Below are 17,624 nucleotides of genomic sequence, written 5' to 3' on the forward strand. Positions count from 1 at the left end.
CCCCTTCAGAGTCGCCGTTTCAGCCGGAGCCGATCAGGTGCGCCGGATGCGTCTGCACCCGATCTCAGCTGCAGCCGCTGGTGCTGCCGCAACCCTCGCAGACGTAGCAGCTTCCCGCAGGCCGCATCTTCGTCCCGCAGGTCATGCACAGCGGGGCGTCCGCCGTACGGCCCGCGTGGCTCTCCAGCGACGGGATGAGCTCGAGTTCCGGACGTGAGGCGGGCGGGGTGACGGCCACGGCCTTGCCCTCAGCCGCCTTGCCCTCGATCGGCTTCTCCTCGATCGGCGCCGACTGGGCCAGCGCGGCGGTGTCCACGACGTCCTGCAGCGCGGCCGGGTCCTCACCGCGTGCCTGAGCCGTACGCTCGGCGGCCGAGTAGATGCCGAGCGCCGCGCGGTCCTCGTACGGCAGGTAGTCGAGGGCCAGCCGCCGGAAGATGTAGTCCATGACGGACTGCGCCATCCGGACGTCCGGGTCGTCGGTCATCCCGGCCGGCTCGAACCGCATGTTGACGAACTTCTGGACGTAGGTGTCCAGCGGCACGCCGTACTGCAGGCCGATCGAGATGGCCACGGAGAACGCGTCCATGACGCCGGCGAGAGTGGATCCCTGCTTCGACATCTTGAGGAAGACCTCACCGACGCCGTCGTCGGGGTAGGAGGACGCCGTCATGTAGCCCTTGGCGCCGCCGACCGTGAAGCGCGTGGTCAGACTCGGCCGCTGGTTCGGCATCCGGCGGCGCGTCGGCCGCGGCACCTCGATGACCTGGACGGCGGGCGTCTCGGCCTGCGCCTCTTCCGCGGGCTTCTTGGCCACGGAGAGCGGCTGGCCCACCTTGCAGTTGTCGCGGTAGACGGCCAGCGCCTTCAGGCCGAGCTTCCAGCCCTGCTGGTAGACCTGCTCGATGTCGTCGATCGTGGCCGACTCCGGCAGGTTGACCGTCTTGGAGATCGCGCCGGACAGGAACGGCTGGGTGGCCGCCATCATCCGGACGTGTCCCATCGGGGCGATGGCCCGCTCACCCATCGCGCAGTCGAACACCTCGTAGTGCTCGGGCCGCAGACCGGGGGCGTCGACCACGTGACTGTGCTCGCCGATGTACTCGACGATCGCCTCGACCTGCTCCTCCTGGTAGCCGAGCTGCCGCAGGGCCCGCGGGATGGTCTGGTTGACGATCTGCATGGAGCCGCCGCCGACGAGCTTCTTGAACTTGACCAGAGCCAGGTCGGGCTCGATGCCGGTGGTGTCGCAGTCCATCATCAGGCCGATGGTGCCGGTCGGCGCGAGGAGCGAGGCCTGGGCGTTGCGGTAGCCGTGCTTCTCACCGAGCTTGAGGCACTCCTGCCACTGCCGGGTCGCCTCGGCGTGGATGGCCCCGTCGATCGCGTCGATCGTGCGGAGGTCGTCGTTGGCCGCCGCGTGCTTGCGCATGACCCGCTTGTGCGGCTCGGCGTTGCGCTGGTAGCCGTCGTACGGTCCGACGATCGCGGCCAGTTCGGCCGAGCGGCGGTAGGAGGTGCCGGTCATCAGCGAAGTGATCGCTCCGGCGATGGCCCGCCCGCCGTCGGAGTCGTAGGCGTGGCCGGTGGCCATGAGCAGCGCGCCGAGGTTGGCGTAGCCGATCCCGAGCTGGCGGTACGCGCGGGTCGTCTCACCGATCTTCTCGGTCGGGAAGTCCGCGAAGGTGATCGAGATGTCCATCGCGGTGATGATCAGCTCGGTCAGCTTGACGAAGTTCGGCACGTCGAAGGTGTCGTCGTCGCGCAGGAACTTCAGCAGGTTGATCGACGCGAGGTTGCAGGACGAGTTGTCCAGGTGGAGGTACTCCGAGCACGGGTTGCTGGCGGTGATGCGCCCGGTCTCCGGGCAGGTGTGCCAGTCGTTGATCGTGTCGTCGTACTGCAGGCCGGGGTCGGCGCACTCCCAGGCGGCCTTGGCCATCTTGCGGAAGAGCGACTTCGCGTCGACCTCCTCGATGACCTCGCCGGTCAGTCGCGCCCGCAGGCCGAACTTGCCGCCGGCCTCGAGGACGCGCATGAACTCGTCGGAGACGCGGACCGAGTTGTTGGCGTTCTGGTACTGCACGGACACGATGTCCTTGCCGCCCAGGTCCATGTCGAACCCGGCGTCGCGCAGGGCGCGGATCTTGTCCTCTTCGCGCGCCTTGGTCTCGATGAACTCCTCGATGTCGGGGTGGTCGACGTCGAGCACGACCATCTTGGCGGCCCGGCGGGTCGCACCGCCCGACTTGATCGTCCCGGCCGAGGCGTCGGCGCCGCGCATGAAGGAGACGGGGCCGCTGGCCGTGCCACCGCTGGACAGCAGTTCCTTGGACGAGCGGATGCGGGACAGGTTGATGCCCGAGCCGGAACCGCCCTTGAAGATCACACCCTCTTCCTTGTACCAGTCGAGGATCGCTTCCATGGTGTCGTCCACGGCGAGGATGAAACAGGCCGACACCTGCTGCGGAGACAGCGTGCCGACGTTGAACCAAACGGGCGAGTTGAAGCTGAAGATCTGGTGGATCAACGAGTGCTTGAGCTCGTGGTCGAAGATCTCGGCGTCCTCTTCGGTGGCGAAGTAGCCGTGCTCCACGCCGGTCTTGGTGTAGACGCCCACCACCCGGTCGACGAGTTGCTTCAGGCTCCACTCGCGTTGCGGCGTGCCGACGGCACCCCGGAAGTACTTCGTCGTCACGATGTTGGCGGCGTTCACGGACCAGAACTCAGGGAACTCGACGCCGTGCTGTTCGAAGTTGACCGAGCCGTCGCGCCAGTTCGTCATCACGACGTCGCGGCGCTCCCAGCGGACCTCGTCGTAGGGATGAACCCCCGGGGTGGTGAAGATGCGCTTCATCTTGAGGCCCTTGCGCGGACGCCTGCCCCCACGGCCTCCGCCGGCCGTCCCCCCGGTCCCCGTCGCGGTGCCGTTCACGATCTCCGTCATGACTTCCCCCTTCAAGGGCCCGGTGGGAGCCCCTTGTCGGACCACATGTTCTATAACCACACCGACGTGCCGGCCGGTACCCGGCACGGGGGCGGGCTGCTACTGATCGGCCGGGGCCCGAGCCACCCTGAGCTGCTCGATCTCGGCCTCGAAGTCGGCCAGCGTCTCGAAGCCCCGGTACACCGAGGCGAATCGCAGGTAGGCGACCTCGTCGAGATCCCGCAGCGGGCCCAGGATGGCGAGACCGACCTCATGAGAGGCGATCTCCGCCGATCCGGTGCCCCGGATGGTCTCCTCCACACGCTGCCCCAGTTGCGCGAGCGAGTCCTCGCTGACCGGCCGGCCCTGACAGGCCCGCCGGACACCGGCGATGACCTTGTCTCGGGAGAACGGCTCGGTCACGCCGCTGCGCTTGCTCACCATGAGGAGCACGGTCTCCTGGGTGGTGAACCTGCGTCCGCATTCGGAGCAGGTCCGCCTGCGGCGGATCGCCGCCCCGTCCTCGGTCGACCGGCTGTCCACGACTCGCGTGTCCGGATGACGACAGAACGGACAGTACATGTCATCACCTCCCGGGACCGCACACCGTAACCACTAGGTGTGGTGAACTTACATCGGTGTGACTACTAGATGTTGTGGTCCAACCGTAGAAGTGCCCGACCATGAACGCAAGTCGACCCGCCCCGCCACACCGAAGTCGCTGTTCAGCCCGCGTGTCACAGGAGTATCCCCGCGCGTCACGGAAGGTTCAGCGCGGCATCCCGCTCGGGACGTACAGCCGGGTGCCCGGCTGGATGAGCGAGCCGGACAGGCCGTTGAGGTTCATGATCTGGCGGACCATCGGAGCCGGATCGCCACCGTCACCCACCGCGCTCGCGATCTTCCACAGCGTGTCGCCCCGCTGGACGTCCACGTACGGCAGGCCGTCATGGGCGGGAGACGCGGGGCCGGTCGAAGCGGTCACCGCGGCGAGAGTACCCAACCACAGGACTCCGAGAGCCAGCATCGTGACGACCGTGACCAAGACCACCTTGCCCCGCCGGGTCAGCCGCAGCGGCGGGTCGGACCGGCGCACGCCAGTGCGGGGGTGTACCCCGGGGCGGGAGGCGTTCGCAGGGCCGGGGACACGCGCGACGGCGCGGGAGCGCGCTCCGGGACGGGAGGCGTTCGGCGGGCCAGGGACACGCGCGACGGCGCGGGGGTGGGCCCCGGGGCGGGAGGCACCTTCGGGCGCCGGCGTCGCGCGCGCGGCATCGGCGGGGCCAGGCACCGTGCCCCCCCGTGCCACCGTGCCGTCCACACGGGGGCGGCCACCGAGCACTCCGGCGCCGATGTCGATCACGGGCCCAGCGCCGGCGCCGGTGTCGGTCTCTGCGCCGACCCCGGAGCGGGGCGGCCCACCGCGCGGACGCGCCGTCTGTCGTCTGGAACGCGACGCCGGCCGGACGAACTCCCGCACATTACTCGGAAGCTCCGGCCGGGCATGCGCACGGGCGTCAGGGGAACCGTGCATATCGGTGGCACCCTCACGGATTTCGCAAGCGTGTTCCCGAGTGCCGCGGACCCGTTCACGGGTCTCGCGAGGCCGTGAAACGTCAGAACTAATACGGACAATACGGGGGACGTTGGGCTCCGGCCTCATGACTGCCTCCCTTAACTGTTCCTGAGCTGCGTGGACACAGTTGAAAAGAAGATCGGAAAATCGAACACGATGTCGATCGAACTCCCGTACGATGTTGTACACCACGGCACCGACGATTTCGAGGACTATCGAACAATTGTTTGATATTGATCTTGAATCGAGGTACCGTCGCTCTGTGCGACTTGAGGAACACGGATTGAGAGGTGGCATCGTGAGCGACCGAATTGAGCAGGCGGAAAGTGTCAGCGATCTCGCGGTTCGCAGGCGTGACTCGCTTGGTCTCACCCCGAGGCAGCGCAAGATCCTTGAGGTGATCCGCGACTCGGTCCAGCAGCGGGGCTACCCGCCGTCCATGCGGGAGATCGGTGAGGCGGTCCAGCTGACCAGCACCTCGAGTGTGTCCCACCAGCTGACGGCACTTCAGCGCAAGGGCTACCTGCGGCGCGACCCGCACCGGCCCCGGGCGCTCGAGGTCCGGCTGCCGGGTGAGCCGGTTTTGTGGGTGGATCCCGACGCGTCGGAGGATGAGGAGGCCGGGTTCAACCGGCCCACGGCGGCCTACGTGCCGCTGGTCGGCCGCATCGCCGCCGGTGGGCCGATCCTGGCCGAGCAGAGCATCGAAGACGTCTTCGCGCTGCCCAAGCAACTCGTGGGCGAGGGCACACTGTTCCTGCTGCAGGTCACCGGCGACTCGATGATCGAGGCGGCGATCGCCGACGGCGACTGGGTGGTCGTCCGGCAGCAGCCGGTGGCGGACAACGGCGACATCGTGGCGGCCATGATCGACGGCGAGGCCACGGTCAAGACGTTCAAGCGCAAGGACGGGCACGTGTGGCTGGTGCCGCACAACCCGAGCTACGAGCCGATCCCCGGCGACGAGGCGACCGTGCTCGGCAAGGTCACCGCGGTCCTGCGCAAGCTCTAGAGAGGCACCTGCGCTCCGCGGCGTCGGTCGGCACTGCGGAGCGACGGGTCCGCCCTTGCGCCCAGAACCGGTGCAAATAGGGTGAGGGCGTGCTCAACGATCTCGACTCCCTCACTCTTGAAGACGCTCGTATCCGCGACGGGATCAAATGGGCGTCCACTCCGCCCGGCGTGATCCCGGCCTGGGTCGCGGACATGGACTTTCCCGTGCCCGACGCGGTGCGGGAGGCCGTCATCAGGCGCGTCGAGACCGACCTGGGCTACCCGACGTGGGTGGACGATGCCCACGTTCCTCCGCTCGCCGAGGCGTTCGCCGAGCGCATGGCGGACAGGTACCGCTGGCAGCTCGATCCCGGCCACGTCTGGTCGTTCACGGACATCGCCCAGGCGCTTCAAGTGGTGCTGCGGCTGACCACCCGGCCCGGAGACGCCGTGGCGATGCACGTGCCGGCCTACGACCCCTTCTTCGGGACGCTCCAGGCCATGGGCCTGCGGCTGCTGCCCATCCCGATCGGGCCCGACGGCCGGTTCGAGATGCCGGACGAGCCCGCTCCCGTGGTCCTCCTGGTCAACCCCCAGAATCCGACGGGCCGCTCGTTCACCCGTGCGGAGCTGGCGGAGGTCGCCGAATACGCCGAGCGGCATGACGCCCTGGTGATCTCCGACGAGATCCACGCCGAGCTCGTCTACGCTCCGGCGGTGCACATCCCCTTCGCCACGATTCTCCCGACGCGCACCGTCACGCTCACATCGGCGAGCAAGGCCTTCAACATGGGGGGCCTGCACTGTTCCGTCGCCCATGTCGGGGCCGCGGCCGTACGTGACGCGCTGGCCGAGGAGCCACCGAACATCTACGGCTCGCCGAGCGTGCTGGGCGTCGACGTCACGATCGCGGCCTGGAGGCACGGTGACGCGTGGCAGCGTGAAGTGCTCACGATCCTGGACCGCAACCGGGAGCTGATCGCCAAGCGGCTGACACCCAAGGTCGGCTATCGGGTCCCTGAGGCCACCTACCTCGCGTGGCTGGACTTCGGCATCACTGACGCCGCCGCGTTCGTCGAGCGGGAGGCACAGGTGCGGCTCAACCCCGGTCCGATATACGGCGGCGCCGACACACACGCCCGCCTCAACTTCGCCACCTCGGGTCCCATCCTCGAGGAGATGCTCTCCCGCATCACGCGAGCACTCTGACCAGTCGGCCGCCGGGCGCCGTCGCGTCCGGCGGCACGGCGGCCGTCAACGGCCGTGTCCGGCGGCACGGCGACGGCTGCGGCCGTCGACGCTCTCATCGCCGATACGGCGAGCGTCGACGGCCGCCCCGTAGCCCGAGTGTCACGGGACGATGTTGACCAGCTTCGGCGCACGCACGATCACCTTGCGCGGCGTGCCCTCCAGGTATGCCTGGACCTTGTCGGAGGCCAGGGCGAGCTCCCGCAGGTCGTCCTCGGAGATCTCCGGCGAGACCTCCAGGCGGTCGCGCACCTTGCCCGCCACCTGGACGACGGCCGTGACCGACTCCTGCACCAGCAGCGCCGCGTCGGCGACCGGCCAGCCCGCGTGCACGACCGAAGGCCCGTGTCCGAGCCTCTCCCAGCCCTCTTCCGCGACGTACGGTGTGACCAGCGAGAGCATCACGGCGAGCGCCTCGGCGGCTTCCCGCACCGCGGGGTCGGCGGCGCCGGGGCCCGAGTCGATGGCCTTGCGCGCGGCCGAGGTCAGCTCCATCGTGCGGGCGATCGCCACGTTGAAGCGGAAGCTCTCGACGAGCTTGGTGACCTCGTCGATGGTCCGGTGGGTGACCTTGCGCAACTCCACGTCACCGGCCGAGAAGTCGGCCCCGGCGGCGGAGGCCTCGCCGGCCTCGACCATCACGCGGAACGCGCGGGCCAGGAACTTCTGCGACGCGGCCGGCGAGACGTCGGCCCAGTCGATGTCGTCCTCGGGCGGCCCGGCGAACAACATCGTGAGCCGAACCGCGTCCACGCCGAAGGCGTCGATCTGCTGGCCCAGGTCGACGCCGTTGCCGAGCGTCTTGGACATCGCCTTGCCCCGGTTGATGACCTGGCCCTGGTTGAGCTGGCGCAGGAACGGCTCGGTGAAGTCGACCATCCCCATGTCGTGCAGCACCTTGGTGAAGAACCGCGAGTAGAGCAGGTGCAGGACCGCGTGCTCCACGCCGCCGACGTACTGGTCGATCGGGCCCCACTTGCGGACCTTCTCGACGTCGAACGGCCCGTCCTCGTAGTGGGGGTCGACGTACCGCAGGAAGTACCACGACGAGTCGACGAACGTGTCCATGGTGTCGGTGTCACGCTGGGCCGGACCGCCGCACTTGGGGCACTCGACGTTGACCCAGTCGGTGGCGGCGGCCAGCGGCGAGACGCCCTTGGGCTTGAGGTCGGCGCCGCGCACGTCGGGGAGCGTGACGGGCAGTTGCTCGTCGGGGACCGGGACCTCGCCGCAGTCGGGGCAGTGGATGATCGGGATCGGCGTGCCCCAGAAGCGCTGACGGGACAGCAGCCAGTCGCGCAGCCGGAAGTTGACCGTCGCCCTGCCGGTGTCGCGCTCGGCCAGGATCTCGATGATCCGCTCGATGGCCTCGACCTTGGACAGGCCGTCAAGCGGCCCCGAGTTGACCAGGGTGCCCTCTCCGGGGGTCGCGATGCCGGTCTCGCCCGGGTCGGCCATGCCGGTGTGCACCACGACCTTGACCGGCAGGCGGAATTTCACCGCGAAGTCGAGGTCGCGCTGATCGTGCGCGGGGACGGCCATGATCGCGCCGTGGCCGTAGTCGGACAGCACGTAGTCGGCCGCCCAGACCGGGATGCGTTCGCCGTTGACCGGGTTGATCGCGTACGTCCCCAGGAAGACGCCGGTCTTCTCCTTGTCGGTGGACAGCCGCTCGATGTCGGAGAGCTTGGCGACCTCGGCCCTGTAGACGGCCAGCGCCTCGCGACGGTCAGGGGCGACGATCTCCTCGGCCAGCGGAGCGTCCGCGGCGACCACGAAGAACGTCGCACCGTACAGCGTGTCGGGGCGGGTGGTGTAGACGGTGACGGGCTCGTCGCGGCCCTCGATCTGGAAATGGACGTCGGCGCCCGTCGACCGGCCGATCCAGTTGCGCTGCATGGTCAGCACGCGCTCGGGCCAGCCGCCCTCCAACTGCGCCATGTCGTCGAGCAGCCGGTCGGCGTAATCGGTGATCTTGAAGTACCACTGCGTCAGCTCGCGTCGGACCACCTCGGAGCCGCACCGCTCGCATCTGCCGGCGACGACCTGCTCGTTGGCCAGCACGGTCTGGTCGACGGGGCACCAGTTGACCAGGCCCCCCTTGCGGTAGGCCAGCCCGCGCTCGAAGAAGCGGTTGAACAGCCACTGGTTCCAGCGGTAATACTCCGGGTCGCTCGTGTGCAGGCGGCGTGACCAGTCGAAGGAGATCCCGTAGCGCTTGAAGGAGTTGGCCTGGGTCTCGATGTTCGCGTAGGTCCACTCGGCCGGATGCGCGTTCCGCTTGATCGCCGCGTTCTCCGCAGGCAACCCGAAGGAGTCCCACCCGATGGGGTGCAGGACGTTATAACCCTTCTGCATCCAGAAGCGCGCGATGACGTCGCCGATGGCGAACACCTCGCCGTGACCCATGTGCAGGTCGCCCGACGGATAGGGGAACATGTCGAGCATGTATTTGCGCGGCCTGGTGTCGGCGGCGTCCTCCACCGCGGCGAAGGGCTTGAGCTCCTCCCACCGCGGCAGCCATTTGGCCTGCAGCGCCCGCGGGTCGTACACCGGCTCGTCCACTTCCACTCCTCGCCAGGCGGCTGATCACTGATGATGAAGACGCCTGCTCATGACGGAGCCCCCCGCTCCACACGAGGGGCAGCCTGCGTTTCCGCATATCGTGCCGACATCGGAACAGCTGCCTGATAAGCAGGGTCGCGACACGCGAGTCCAGCGTAGCGCAGACGACAAGGCGGTCGCCGACGGATATTCGGGGGCTGACGGTGTCAGTCAACCCACGATGCCTGATGGAGACAGATCCGTAGTGACCTCTTATGTCCCTTTAGTCTACTGTCTTCGCTGTGGCTGACCCATTCCCGGACCTGCCCATGCAGGATCCGCCAACCGATCCCACAGGGGAGCAGTTTCGTGGGGCATTCTCCAGTTTCGCTGCGGCACCCCCCACGGCGCATGAGAACATGCCAGGCACCCCCAATCCGGGCATGAATTCGGGAGGTAGCGTGCCCTCGGACCGCAATGAGCCACACCGGTCGAACGCCTGGCCGGAGATTCCACCGGCGTGGCCAGAGGTACCCGGCACCTCCCCCTCGTTCACCGACCCCGTGCCACCGTTCGGTGAGAACGGCCCTGCGACCGCGGCGATGCCCCCCATTCCCGCCGCGCCCGACGCCTCCTACCCCCGGCACTCCTCCCCGGCGCCCACGCCCGGCTGGGGCCCGTCGGACACCCCCGAATCGCGCTGGTCCGGGTCCGGCGGCTCCGACACCGCATGGTCGTCGCAGCAGCAGAGGAGCACGGAAGTACGGTCGCCGTTCACCCCGGTCACCAACCCCGTGCCCGGCACGGAACCCTCGGACATCGCGTGGTCGCCGTCCAACCCCTTCGACCCCAGGCCCGCCTCCACCGGGCCTTTCGAGGCCTCCCGGGCGACACCGCCGGGGCCCTTCGACTCCCTCCGGCCCGGTCCGGCGCCGTCGGAGCCCTCGGAGCCCGCCTGGTCCCAGCCGGGCCAGGGCGACACCGGCTCGTGGTCCCAGCCGATCCAGAGCGACACCCCCTCGTGGTCCCAGCCAGGCCAAGGCGACACCGGCTCGTGGTCCCAGCCGGGCCAGGGCGACACCGCGTCATGGCCCGCGCCCGCCGCCGCGTCCGCACCGTCCGCGCCTGCGCCCGCCACACCGGCATGGTCGACTCCCGCGCCCTCCTCACCCACTGAGACCCCCTGGGGCGCGACCGGGGCCGGTGGCACGGACACGGCCTGGCCCGCGAACGGAGCGGGAGGCTCCGACACGGCATGGGGCGCCGCGCCCACCCAGGCAGGCCCCCAGGCCGGCCCGCAGGCGAGCCCTCCTTGGCCCGGACCGCCCGCCGACGTCACGCAGCAGGCTTCCCCCGCCGGCCCCAGGGGCGAGGATCCGTACAAGCCGTTCGTGACGGCAGGGCAGATCAGCGGACCCAAGACCCCCCCGGCACACCGGCAGCAGGAGTTGTGGGACACGGTCTTCGGGGACAGCTCGCAGACGATGGACGACTACGACGACGAGCGCGGCCGTCCCGTCTGGATCTTCGCGCTGGTGACCACGGTGATCGTGGCGCTCATCGGCGCCCTGGTGTGGGCCTTCGTCGCGGGGCCGCTCAGCTCCGGCGACACCGAGAAGAGTTCCGCCCCGCCGGTGGATCCGACCCCGTCGTCCGCGGCCAAGCCGGTGGTGCTGTTCCCGGCCCTGGCGGCCTACAAGGGCACGCCTTCTCCCGTGAAGGGCACGGTGTCCGACGCGGACGCCGCCCTCTCACTGCCGCGGCTCCGCGGCCCGTGGAAGGTCGACACCAACGCGGCCTCCGTCCGCTCGAAGTACGGATTCTCGACGCGCCAGTACGTGCCCGCCGGGATGACGACGCGCGGCAAGCCTGAGTTCGCCCAGGTGATGTCGGGCCCGTTGCCGGAGTCGCTGTCCGCGAAGTACACCACCCCGAGCAAGCTCTCCCCCGTGGTCGCCGCCGTGATGACCACCGCACGGCAGACGCTCTTCCCCAAGGGCAACACGGCCACGAAGGTCGCTTCCCAGCGCTACTCGCACAACGGCCTCACCGGCATGCTCGTCACCTACAAGGTCACGGCCGACCACGAGAACACGACGGTCGCCGTGGCGGCGCTCAACACCGGCGGCGACCTGCCCGCGATCGTCTACGTGGCCGTCCCCGAACTCAAGGACGATCTGCTCCCCGACATCAACTCGGTCTTCAAGTCGACGCGCAAGCTCAAGGCGAGCTAGTCGCCGGAGCCGTTCAGAAGGTGCACTCCATGTGCTTGGTGCCGTTGATGAAGCTGGAGAACAGGCGCTCGGGCTCCCCCGCCTCGATCTGAGGCACCCGCCGGAGCAACTCGCGGAACATCACGGTGATCTCCCGCCTGGCCAGGTGAGCGCCGAGGCAGAAGTGCGGGCCGGGGCCACCGAAGCCGACATGCGGGTTGGGGTTGCGGGCGATGTCGAACCGGAGCGAGTCGTCGAAGATGCTCTCGTCCCGGTTCGCCGACCAGTAGTAGAGGACGACCTTCTCGCCTTGGCGGTACAGGTTGCCGTTCATCTCGTGGTCCCGGGTCACCTTGCGCCGCATGTAGTTGACCGGGGAGGCCATCCGTACGATCTCCTCCACGGCGCCGGGCGCCCGGCCGTCGATGTCCTCGAGCCACGACCGCTTCTGGTCGGGGTTGAGCGTCAGCAGGCGCATGCCGTACGAGATGGCGTTGCGCGTGGTCTCGTTGCCGGCGACGACGAGCAGGATGAAGAACGAGCCCAGCTCCTGGGCGGTCAGCCTCTCGCCGTCGATGTTGGCGTTGACCAGCGAGGACGTCAGGTCGTTCGTGGGGTTTTCGACCCTGTCGGCCGCGAGCCTCTGCACGAGCTCCTGGAGCTCCATCCCGGCGGTGAGCAGCGCGGTGCCGATCGACTCGACGTCGGAGACGTATTCGGGGTCGGACCCGCCCAAAATGATGTTCGACCGGTCGAAGACGAAGCCGTAGTCGCTCTCGGGGATCCCCATCATGTCGCAGATGATCTTCAGCGGCAGCCGCGCGGCGACCTCGGTGACGAAGTCACAACCGGAGCCGGTCTCCAGAAGCTCGTCGACGATCTGGCTGGCGGCGACGTCCACGTCGGACTCGAACTGCTTGATCATCTTGGGGGTGAACGCACGGGAGACGATGCGCCGCAGGCGGGCGTGACGAGGGTCGTCCATGCTGATCATGGAGCCGAAGTACTCGGCGAACTCCGCAGGCATGTCGATGATGCTGGTGGCCCCGCCCAGGCCCGAGGCGAAGATCTCAGGGTTCCGGCTGGCCTCGAGGATGTCGGCGTGCCGGACGAGCGCGTGGTAGCCGAGACCCTTCTCCGCGATGTACGGGACGTCGGGCTCGGCGAAGAAGGCCGGCTTGTCGAGATCGCGGAGCAGGCGGAAGGCGTGCTCCCTCTCGTCGGCCGGGCGCAACCAGAAGGCGTGATCGGACAGGTCGACGTCCGCGGCCGATTTGATGGGAGAACTCTCCACTGGCTGAGTCGTCACGGCCGGTTCCCTTCTGGCGATACTCAAACAGAATCAGATTCTGTTTCATCCTGCCACAGACCACCCCGACTCCGGAGATCTACCAGAAAGTTATCCACCCCCCACCCCTCCCCCGCGTGATCATGCACACATTCGGTGATCAGGCCGCCGAGCTGCACAAACCCCGGGCGTGATCATGCACAAGTTCGCGGACAGCCGGCCTGACATGCGCAAACGCAACGCGTGATCATGCACAGGTTCGGCGACAGCCGCCCCGACCTGCCCAGACACAGTTCGTGATCATGCGCAGATTCGGCGCCAGCACCCCCGACCTGCGCGAAAGCCGTACGCGATCATGCAGTCAGAAGCGGTAGCTCAGGTGCTTGATCCCGTTGATGAAGTTGGAGAGCAGGTAGGACGGCTCGCCTTCGGCACGGATCTCGGGCATCCGGGTGAACAGTTCGCGGAACATCACGGTGATCTCCCGCCTGGCCAGGTGGGCGCCGAGGCAGTAGTGCGGACCCGGTCCGCCGAAGCCGACATGCGGGTTCGGCGTGCGCGTGATGTCGAAAACATCCGGATCCGTGAACACGCTCTCGTCCCTGTTGGCCGAGTTGTAGAACAGCAGGACCTTGTCGCCCTTCTTGTACTCCATGCCGTTCATGACGTGATCACCGGTGAGCGTCCGGCGGAACTGGATGACAGGGGTCGAATAGCGGATGATCTCCTCGACCGCGCCCGCGATGTGCCCCTCGAAGTCATCGGTCAGCAGCGCGCGCTGCTCGGGATTGTCGGTGAGCGCCTTGAGGCCGTGACTGATCGCGTTACGCGTCGTCTCACTGCCGGCGACCACGAGCAGGATGAAGAACGAGCCGAGTTCCTGGGTGGTGAGCCGCTCCTCACCGTTGACGAGCAGGCTGGTCAGGTCGCCGGTGGGGTTGCGGCGGCGCTCGCGCCCGAGTCGCTGCGCCAGCGAGCTGAGCTCATGGCCCGCCCGCAGCAGTTTGATCAGGCCGCGGGCCGTCGTCCAGCGGCCGGCGACCTCGTCAGGACGTGCGGAGTCCGCGCCGAATCCTGAATACTCCGAGTCCGCGTTTGCCAGGATCGTGTTCGTACGGCTGAGCACCATGTCATGAAATTTCGCCGGAATGCCGATTATGTCGCAGATGACCTGGACGGGAAGCCGTGCGGCGATCTGCGGAACGAAGTCGCCGGCCCCCTCCTTCACGGCCCGGTCGACGATCTCCTCCGCGGCCCGCTGGAGATCCTCCTCCATCTTGGCGAGGACGCGCGGCGTGAAGGCACGGGACACGATTCGCCGGAGCCTCGCATGCCGGGGATCGTCCATGTTGATCATCGAGCCGAAGTAGACCGCCAACCAGCGCGGCATGTCCGGAATGCTGTTGGACGTCGGCTCACTGCTGAAGATCCCGGCGTTCCTACTGGCCTCGGTCACGTCCGCGTGCCGTACGAGCGCGTAATAACCGGCCCCCTGCGGAATGAAGGGGATCTTGCTCTCGGTGAGGAAGACCGGCCGGTCCAGCTCGCGCAGCCGCCGGAAGGCCTCCAGCCGTTCGGCTCGAGGCAGCGCCCAGAACGGAATCCGCGACAGGTCGAGCTCTGGCGCCACGCTCATGCCGCCAATCTTGTGCAAGCGACCGCTTGCGTCAAGACCTCGCCCTCACTGCATGATCACGTACGGCTTTCGCCCAGCTCAGAGCTGCCGCCGCCGAATCCGTGCATGATCACGAATCATGTCTGCGCAGGTCAGGCCAGCCATCACCGAACCTGCGCATGATCACGAGTCGCGTTCGCGCACGTCACACCGACCGTCCACGAATGTGTGCATGATCACGCCCAGTGATCGCCCAGCTCAACCGCGTGATCACCGAATCTGTGCATGATCACGCGGAGAGCGCGGCGAGCGAGGAGAGCCTGGAGAGATCAACCGGGGGCGAAGGGGGTGGGATCAGGGCCAGTCGAGGCTGGGGCGGAGGGGGACGTGCGCGTCGGCGTGCTCGTCGAGGCGAACGCCGAGAACCTGGTGGAGCTGGATCTTGTTGCGTTCGAAACCGACCACGCACCCCGCCATGTAGAGGCGCCAGACCCGGGCGGTGCCCTCGCCCACTTCGGCGACGGCCTCGTCCCAGTGGGCGTCGAGGTTGGCGCACCACTCGCGGAGCGTCAGGGCGTAGTGCTCGCGCAGGTTCTCCTCGTGGCGGATCTCGTAGCCGATGTCCTCCATCTGGCGGACCAGATAGCCGACCGACTCGAGCTCACCGTCGGGGAAGACGTAACGGTTGATGAAACCGCCCTTGTTGATCGTCTTCTCGGTGCCCGTCGGGCGCGTGATGCAGTGGTTCAGGAGCCGCCCGCCCGGCTTGAGCTTGCCGTACAGGAAGGAGAAGTACGAGGGGAGCTGCTCCTTGCCGATGTGCTCCGTCAGGCCGATCGAGCTGACCCGGTCGAAGCCGGTCTCCGGGACGTCGCGGTAGTCCATGTAGCGGACCTCGGCGAGCTCGGAGAGACCCGCCTCGGCGATCGCCTTCTGGGCCCACTCCGCCTGCTGGCGGGAGAGCGTCACGCCGAGGCCCTTCACGCCGTACTCGCGGGCGGCGTGCATCACCATGCCGCCCCAGCCGCACCCGACGTCGAGCAGGCGCATGCCGGGCTGCAGGTCGAGCTTCTTGGCCACCAGGTCGAATTTGGCGTACTGCGCCTCCTCGAGCGTCGCGTCCGCCGACGGGAAGACCGCGCAGGTGTAGGCCATCGAGGGGCCGAGCACCCACTCGTAGAACTTGTTGGAGACGTCGTAGTGGTGGTGGATCGCCTCCGCGTCACGCTGCTTGGCGTGGCGGCTGCCGAGCCTGGCCATCGCGCTGCGGCGCATCTCCTGCGGGGGCGGCGTCGCACGCATCAGCAGCGGCTTGGTCCCCAGAGAGCGGATCGCGGCGACCTTCTCACTGAGCGGCAGGTCGTTGAGCGTCAGCGACCACATGCGGTCGAGCAGCGTGTACATGTCACCGTGCACATCGAGGTGCCCGGAGATGTACGCCCTGGCAAGGCCGAGCTCCCCCGGCGCCTTGGCGAGGTAGGCCACCGCCGCGGGTGACTTGACCTCGATGCGGATGTCCGCGTCGGATGAGCCGGCCTTGCTGCCGTCGTAGGCCTCGAACTGCACACCCGCGTCGCTTCCGACGACTTTCTCGAAAATCTCGGCAAGAGTCATGTCAACCTCTCCCCACGTACGAAATCACGTACGCAATCCACACGTAGGAACTGCCTACCTGGCCCGGACACACTTGTCGTACAGATCGAGCAGTCGCCCGCCCGGGTCGTACGCATGTTTGACCGGCCAGTACGAGTCCCCGTTGTACAGCCGCCAGAATTCCTCCCGCTCGTAATACGAGCTGGAGTAGAGCGACTTGTGGCCACCGAGCCTGTGCACGGCATGCTCGATGAGACGGTTGTAGTAGCCGTCCTGCTGACCACGCGGCAGCGGGACCATGCCCCAGAAGCCGAAGTTGATGTAGAGCTTGCCCGGCTCCAGCGGGTAGATGGGCCAGTCGCGGGTCGCCTTCAGCGGGCACATCCAGACCGGCGTCATGCCGACCTCGCTCTGGAAGATCTCGAGGAACTCCGCGCCCCGCTCGACCGGCACCTCGACGTCCTGGATGACCGACTCCTGCACCGGCCTGTTCCGCCAGCGGTCGAGCCGGGCCGTCACGCCGTGTTTCTGGTCGAACCCGACCAGCTTGCGGTAGACGTCCGAGCGCAGCCACCGGCGCGGCACCAGCGACCGGACCAGCGGCTGCTGCACGCCGAAGGCGCGCGAGCACCAGAACCAGTCGGTGTCCCAGCGCCACAGGTAGTCGCGGATGGTGAGCCAGTCACGCGGCCGGGTCTGGATCGACTGGTAGTAGATGCGCATCCCGGTGTAGTCGGACGCGTAGGGCGCCTTGTCGGAGAACGTTCCGACGGTGACGTACAGCTCGCCGGGACCGAAGTACGTCCCGTCGACGAAGTCGATCGGCTCGCCCTCGTGCGTACGGCTCTCGCAGATCTCGGTCAGGGCGAGCATGCACTTGTCGGCGTCGGTGAACCGGATGTGCGTCAGCCGCACGAACGGTTTGACCGGCGCCAGCTTGATGCGGATCCGCAGCGCGTAGCCGAGCGTGCCGTACGAGTTCGGGAAGGCGTTGAAGAGGTCGGCGTGCTCGTTGTCGGGCCGCGCGACCAGGATCTGCCCGTCCCCCGTCAGGATCTCGAGCTCCTCGACCGACTCGTGCGGCAGGCCGTCCCTGAAGCTGGACGACTCGATGCCGAGGCCGGTGACCGCGCCTCCGAGGGTGATGGTCTTGAGCTGCGGCACGACGTACGGCATGAGCCCGTAGGGCAGCGTCGCGTCCACCAGGTGCTCGTACGTCGTCATGCCCTGGACCTCGGCCGTCATGGTCTCGGGGTCCACCTGGATCACCTGGTCCAGGTCGCGGGCCGACAGCGACGCCGTCTTGGTCGGCTCGCGGAATCGGAAGAGGTTCGTGGTGGCCTTCGCCAGCCGGGGGGCGGCGTCGTCAGGGATCGCCGCGTAGGACTCCCTGATCTGCTCAACCGCCTTTTGGTGGGCGGTCATACTGGTCGTGCTGCGCGTGGGCATGGCACCACCCCCATGGATCATTGAGACCGCCTCTAGGCACGTTATCCTTCGAAAACACCGCAGACCAGATTAGACACGTTACGGCTGCGAAAACCATCGGGGTATGCCCTAGCGAACGGCAAGACGCGCACTCCGACCGAGGTTGTCAGATAGCCGCAGGTCAGACGGTAGGCACCCGG

Annotated in this window: 11 protein-coding genes; 3 read left to right on the forward strand and 8 right to left on the reverse strand. The window is 67.8% G+C overall.

Translation table 11 applies throughout. The features are described 5' to 3' along the window. Window positions 1-64: 64 nt before the first annotated feature. From Pmi06nite_RS05605 to Pmi06nite_RS05615, 3 genes are all read right to left on the reverse strand, one after another. Window positions 65-2,947 carry a vitamin B12-dependent ribonucleotide reductase gene (locus Pmi06nite_RS05605; RefSeq protein WP_203951727.1) on the reverse strand — a complete coding sequence of 961 codons (2,883 nt, stop codon included), beginning with the start codon at window positions 2,945-2,947 and terminating at the stop codon, window positions 65-67. A gap of 99 nt (window positions 2,948-3,046) precedes the next feature. Continuing rightward, complete coding sequence (gene nrdR, locus Pmi06nite_RS05610) at window positions 3,047-3,508, reverse strand: transcriptional regulator NrdR (RefSeq protein WP_203951728.1); 462 nt, start codon at window positions 3,506-3,508, stop codon at window positions 3,047-3,049. 187 nt (window positions 3,509-3,695) lie between these two features. Further along, complete coding sequence (locus Pmi06nite_RS05615) at window positions 3,696-4,022, reverse strand: LysM peptidoglycan-binding domain-containing protein (protein WP_203951729.1); 327 nt, start codon at window positions 4,020-4,022, stop codon at window positions 3,696-3,698. A gap of 790 nt (window positions 4,023-4,812) precedes the next feature. Here Pmi06nite_RS05615 and lexA point away from each other — a divergent pair. Both lexA and Pmi06nite_RS05625 read left to right on the forward strand, forming a co-directional pair. Beyond that, the gene (lexA, locus tag Pmi06nite_RS05620) at window positions 4,813-5,514 is read left to right on the forward strand and encodes a transcriptional repressor LexA (protein ID WP_203951861.1); all 702 of its coding nucleotides are present in this window, start codon (window positions 4,813-4,815) and stop codon (window positions 5,512-5,514) included. A gap of 89 nt (window positions 5,515-5,603) precedes the next feature. Beyond that, window positions 5,604-6,704: a MalY/PatB family protein gene (locus tag Pmi06nite_RS05625; protein ID WP_239113677.1), complete on the forward strand. Its 1,101-nt coding sequence runs from the start codon at window positions 5,604-5,606 to the stop codon at window positions 6,702-6,704. Window positions 6,705-6,845: 141 nt separating this feature from the next. Here Pmi06nite_RS05625 and leuS read toward each other — a convergent pair whose 3' ends face one another. Beyond that, entirely contained in the window at window positions 6,846-9,308 is a 2,463-nt protein-coding gene (gene leuS / locus Pmi06nite_RS05630) for a leucine--tRNA ligase (protein WP_203951730.1), read from the reverse strand. Window positions 9,309-9,889: 581 nt separating this feature from the next. On the opposite strand from leuS, the gene Pmi06nite_RS05635 reads away from it, so the two are divergent. Further along, complete coding sequence (locus Pmi06nite_RS05635) at window positions 9,890-11,521, forward strand: hypothetical protein (protein ID WP_203951731.1); 1,632 nt, start codon at window positions 9,890-9,892, stop codon at window positions 11,519-11,521. 13 nt (window positions 11,522-11,534) lie between these two features. On the opposite strand, the gene Pmi06nite_RS05640 is transcribed toward Pmi06nite_RS05635, so the two are convergent. From Pmi06nite_RS05640 to Pmi06nite_RS05655, 4 genes are all read right to left on the reverse strand, one after another. Next, a complete protein-coding gene (locus Pmi06nite_RS05640) occupies window positions 11,535-12,809 on the reverse strand; it encodes a cytochrome P450 (RefSeq protein ID WP_239113678.1) in 1,275 nt (424 codons plus the stop codon). 340 nt (window positions 12,810-13,149) lie between these two features. Beyond that, window positions 13,150-14,424 (reverse strand): cytochrome P450, encoded by a 1,275-nt coding sequence (locus Pmi06nite_RS05645; RefSeq protein WP_203951732.1) that lies wholly within the window; start codon window positions 14,422-14,424, stop codon window positions 13,150-13,152. Window positions 14,425-14,757: 333 nt separating this feature from the next. Further along, on the reverse strand, window positions 14,758-16,017 hold the full coding sequence (locus Pmi06nite_RS05650; RefSeq protein WP_203951733.1) for a class I SAM-dependent methyltransferase: 1,260 nt from the start codon (window positions 16,015-16,017) through the stop codon (window positions 14,758-14,760). A 54-nt stretch (window positions 16,018-16,071) separates the two neighbouring features. Then, window positions 16,072-17,445, reverse strand: a complete 1,374-nt coding sequence (locus Pmi06nite_RS05655; protein ID WP_239113679.1) for an FAD-binding oxidoreductase — start codon at window positions 17,443-17,445, stop codon at window positions 16,072-16,074. Window positions 17,446-17,624 lie beyond the last annotated feature (179 nt).

This window comes from Planotetraspora mira (assembly GCF_016863275.1).
Taxonomy (GTDB): domain Bacteria; phylum Actinomycetota; class Actinomycetes; order Streptosporangiales; family Streptosporangiaceae; genus Planotetraspora; species Planotetraspora mira.